This is a genomic window from Lentzea kentuckyensis, assembly GCF_002150765.1.
In the GTDB taxonomy this organism is placed as follows: Bacteria; Actinomycetota; Actinomycetes; order Mycobacteriales; family Pseudonocardiaceae; genus Lentzea; species Lentzea kentuckyensis.
On the sequence record NZ_MUYM01000068.1, the window covers coordinates 26,527 to 31,537 of the forward strand.

Consider the following 5,011-nt stretch of genomic DNA (forward strand, 5'->3'; position numbering starts at 1 on the left):
CGTATCGAACGACGGCTCCGCCGTGACCGCGGCGCCAGACCCGGTACTGCCCGCACCTGGCGACGGCTTCGCAGCGGCCGAGACGCCAAACCCGGTGCTCCTGCCCATACCGAGCGAGGACTTCGCGGCGGCCAAGACGCCGGATCCGGCGACACCGCCCATGCCAGACGAGGGCCACGCGGGCGACGTCGTCTGGCAGACGCTGGAGACGCTTCGCGACTGGCTCGCGGACGAGCGGTTCGAGGCGGCCAGGCTGGTCGTGCTGACCTCCGGCGCCGTCGCGGCCGCCGGGGACACCGACGTCACCTCCCTGGCCGGCGCCGCCGTGTGGGGCCTGGTGCGCTCGGCTCAGGCCGAGCACCCCGGCCGGTTCCTCCTGGTGGACGCCGACGAGCCCGGCGTCGAGGCCGTGCGGCTCGCCGCTGCCACCGGCGAGCCGCAGGTCGCCGTGCGGCGGGGCCTGCCTCTCGCCCCGCGGCTCGACCGCGTGCCGGCCGCGGCCACGGGCGGTGCTCCCGCGCTGGACGGCGGGACCGTGCTGGTGACCGGGGCGACCGGCACCATCGGCGCCGCCGTTGCCCGGCACCTGGTGCGACAGCACGGAACCCGGGACCTGGTGCTCGCGAGCCGCGGCGGACCGGCCGCGCCCGGTGCCGCCGAACTGGTCGAGGAGCTCACCGCGCTCGGTGCGCGGGCCGAGGTCGTCGCCTGCGACGTCGCGGACCGGGCGGCGGCGGGAGACCTCATCGCCCGGCTGTCGGGCGAGCTGACGGCCGTGGTGCACGCGGCCGGTGTGCTCGCCGACGGCACCCTCGGTTCGCTGACGCGGCGGCAGGTCGACGACGTCTTCGCGCCGAAGGTGCGGGCGGCGTGGAACCTCCACGAGCTCACCCGCGACCTGAACCTGACCGCGTTCGTGCTCTTCTCCTCCGTCGCCGGGACGCTCGGGCCCGCCGGCCAGGCGAACTACGCGGCGGCCAACGCGTTCCTCGACGCGCTCGCCCACCACCGCAGGGCACTGGGGCTGCCCGCCAGCACCCTGGCCTGGGGCCGCTGGGAGGAGCCGAGCCGGATGGCGGAGCACCTGACCGGCGGCGATCTCGCCAGGCTGGGCCGGCTGGGGCTCGCACCGATCGCGGCGGACGCCGGGCTGGCCCTGTTCGACGCCGCCCTCGCCTCCGGCCTGCCGGTCACCGCGCCCGCCCGGTTCGACCTCGCCGCGCTGCGCGAGCAGGAGGTGCCCGCCGTGCTGCGGAACCTGGTGCCGGCGCGGCGGCGGGCGCGCACCGCCGGCGGCGGGTCGCTGGCCGAACGTCTCACCGGTCTGTCCATTGAGGACCAGCGGGAACTGGTGCGGGAGCTGGTGCGCACGGCCGTCGCGGGCGTGCTCGGGCACTCGTCGACGGACGCGATCGACGACGACCGCACGTTCAAGGAGTTCGGCTTCGACTCGCTCACCGCGGTCGAGCTGCGCAACAGGCTGACCGCGACGTCCGGCCTCCGCCTGCCCGCGACCCTGGTCTTCGACCACCCCACCCCCGCCGCCGTGATCGAGCTGCTGCGCACCACCGCGACCGGTGAGATCAAAGCGGCCAGGGCGGTCGTCACCACCGCGACCGGCACCGGGGAGCCCATCGCGGTCGTCGCGATGAGCTGCCGATACCCCGGCGGTGTCCGCTCGGCGGACGAGCTCTGGCGGCTCGTGGCCGACGGGACCGACGCCGTCACGGCGTTCCCGGACGGGCGCGGCTGGGACCTGGACGCGATCTACCACCCCGACCCCGAGCACCACGGCACGACCTACACCAGGAGCGGGGGTTTCCTGCACGACGCCGAGTTCTTCGACGCGGAGTTCTTCGGCATGAGCCCGCGCGAGGCACTCGCGACCGACCCGCAGCAACGCATCCTGCTGGAGACGGCGTGGGAGGCGCTGGAGAACGCGGGGCTCGACCCGGACTCCTTGCGCGGCAGCAGCACCGGTGTGTTCGCCGGCGTCATGTACGGCGATTACGGGACCCGGTTGCGCCGCGCGCCGGAGGGGTACGAGGGCCAGCTGGCGGTGGGCAACGCGGCGAGCGTGGCGTCCGGCCGGATCGCCTACACGTTCGGGTTCGAGGGCCCGGCGGTCACGGTAGACACCGCGTGTTCGTCGTCGCTGGTGGCGATTCACCTGGCCGCACAGGCGCTGCGCAACGGCGAGTGCTCGCTCGCCCTGGCCGGTGGCGTGACCGTGATGGCGACGCCGACGATGTTCATCGAGTTCAGCAGGCAGCGGGGCCTGTCGCCGGACGGCCGGTGCAAACCGTTCGCCGCGGCCGCGAACGGCACCGGCTGGAGCGAGGGCGCCGGCCTCGTCCTGCTCGAACGCCTCTCCGACGCCCAGCGCCACCAGCACCCGGTGCTCGCGGTGCTGCGCGGTTCCGCGGTCAACCAGGACGGCGCCTCCAACGGGCTGACCGCCCCGAACGGCCCGTCGCAGCAACGGGTCATCCTGCAGGCGCTCGCCGCCGGCGGGCTCCAGCCGTCCGAAGTGGACGTCGTGGAGGCGCACGGCACCGGCACCGTCCTCGGCGACCCGATCGAGGCCCAGGCACTGCTCGCCACCTACGGCCAGAACCGCGAGGAGCCGCTCCGGCTCGGTTCGATCAAGTCCAACATCGGGCACGCGCAGGCCGCGGCCGGGGTCGCGGGTGTGATCAAGATGATCATGGCCATTCGGCACGGCGTGGCGCCGCGCTCGTTGCACGTCGACGAACCCACGCCGCACGTCGACTGGACGCAGGGCGACGTCAGGCTGCTGACCGCGAACGAACCGTGGCCGGACACCGCCCGCCCGCGCCGGGCCGCCGTGTCCTCCTTCGGCATCAGCGGCACCAACGCCCACGTCGTCCTTGAACAGGCGCCCGCGGCCGCCCCGCCGCCCGACCGCGCGGAGGACCCGCTCCCGGTGCCCTGGGTGCTGTCCGCCAAGTCCCGGCAGGCGTTGCGCGCGCAGGCTCTCCAGCTGTCCTCTGTGGACGAACACCCCGCGGACGCCGCCCGTGCACTGGCCGGCAAGCCGCTGTTCGGCCACAGGGCCGTCGTCCTGCGCCCCGAGGCGCTGACCGCGCTGGGCGAGGGCCGCGGCGCGCCGGGGCTCGTCACCGGTGAGCCGACGCCGGGCGGCACGGCGTTCCTCTTCACCGGCCAGGGCGGGCAGTACCAGGGCATGGGCCGCCGGCTGCACCAGCGCTACCCGGTGTTCGCGCGGGCGTTCGACGAGGTCTGCCGCCTGCTCGACGCGCACACCGCCCTCCCGGTCGGCGACCTGGTGCTGAGCGGTTCCCCGGACGTCCACGAGACCGCCTTCACCCAGCCCGCCGTCTTCGCGGTCGAGGTCGCGATGACCCGGCTGCTGGAGCACTGGGGTGTGCGACCGGACCACCTGGCGGGGCACTCGATCGGTGAGCTGACCGCCGCCCACCTGGCCGGCGTGCTGAGCCTGGAGGACGCCTGCGCGCTCGTCGCGGCACGCGGTGCCCTGATGCAGGCGCTGCCTCGCGGCGGGGCGATGGTCGCCGTGCAGGCCTCGGAGGAGGAGGTGCTGCCCTCGCTGGCCGCGCACCCCGACCGGGCCGGTGTCGCCGCGGTCAACGAGGCCGGCTCGGTGGTGCTGTCCGGGGACGCGGACGTCGTACTGGCGATCGCGGCGCGGTTCGCCGCGCAAGGGCGCAAGACGAAACGGCTCCAGGTGAGCCACGCGTTCCACTCGCCGCGCATGGACGGGATGCTCGACGGGTTCCGCCGCGTCGCGGAGACCCTGACCTACCACGAGCCCGTGCTCCCGGTGGTCTCCGCGCTCACCGGGCGGCTCGCGGACACCCTCGCCGCACCGGAGCACTGGGTGCGGCACGTCCGCGAACCGGTGCGCTTCCACGACGCGGTCCGCACGCTGGAGTCCCGCGGTGTGGACACGTTCGTCGAGGTCGGCCCCGGCGGAGCGCTGGCGGCGATGGTGCCGCAGGCCGTGGCGCTGCTGCGCGAGGACCGGCCGGAGATCGAGACCCTGATGTCGGGCCTGGCACACGTGCACGTCCGCGGCACCGGGGTCGACTGGCGGCAGATCGCAGAGGACCACGGCGGCCACCCGGTCGCGCTGCCGCCGTACCCGTTCCAGCGCACCCGCTTCTGGCTGCGGGCGGACGACGACCGCGGCTCCGCGCTCGGGCATCCCGTGCTCGACACGGCGATCACACTGCCGGCGACGGACGAGACCGTCCTCTCCGGCACGCTTTCGCTCGCGTCCCAGCCCTGGCTCGCGGACCACTCGGTGTTCGGCTCGGTGCTGCTGCCCGGCAGCGCCGTCGTGGAACTCGCGCTCGCCGCGGGTGAACGGTTCGGCTGCACCGGCGTGGACGAGCTGACGCTCGAGAACCCCTTGGCGCTCAACGACGACACGATCGAGCTGCGCCTCATGGTGGGCGCGTCCGGCGACGTCGGTCGCCCAGCACAGCTCTACAGCCGACCTCAGGACGCTGACGGTGAACCGTGGACGAGGCACGCCACCGCCGTGCTCACCGACGCCGCCGCGGAGGCGCCCGGCCCGGTGGCGTGGCCACCGGCCGACGCCGAGGTGCTCGACGTCGCGGCGCTGTACGACGACGCGGCCGCGCACGGGTACGACTACGGACCGGCCTTCCAGGCGGTCACCGCCGGGTGGCGGCGCGGTGACGAGATCTTCGCCGAGGGACGCCTGCCGGACGACCTCGACACCTCCGGGTTCCGGCTGCACCCGGCGCTGCTCGACGCCGCGTTGCAGGCCGGGTTCCTCACCCGGCTCGGGTCCGCGCCCCGGCTGCCGTTCTCGTGGCACGGGGTGAGGGTGTTCGGCCGGCCCGGCGGGGCGTTCCGGGTGCGGCTGACCACGACCGGCGAGCACTCCGTCTCCGCCCTGTTGTTCGACGACGCCGGCCGTCCCGTGGCGGAGGTCGGCGAGCTGGCCCTGCGCCCGGTGACGCCCGCGGCGCCGCGG

Annotated in this window: 1 pseudogene; it reads left to right on the plus strand. The window is 74.9% G+C overall.

Annotated features, from left to right (window positions below):
* Positions 1 to 232: 232 nt before the first annotated feature.
* Positions 233 to 5,011: pseudogene (locus B0F77_RS49250) on the plus strand (type I polyketide synthase); the annotation flags it as partial.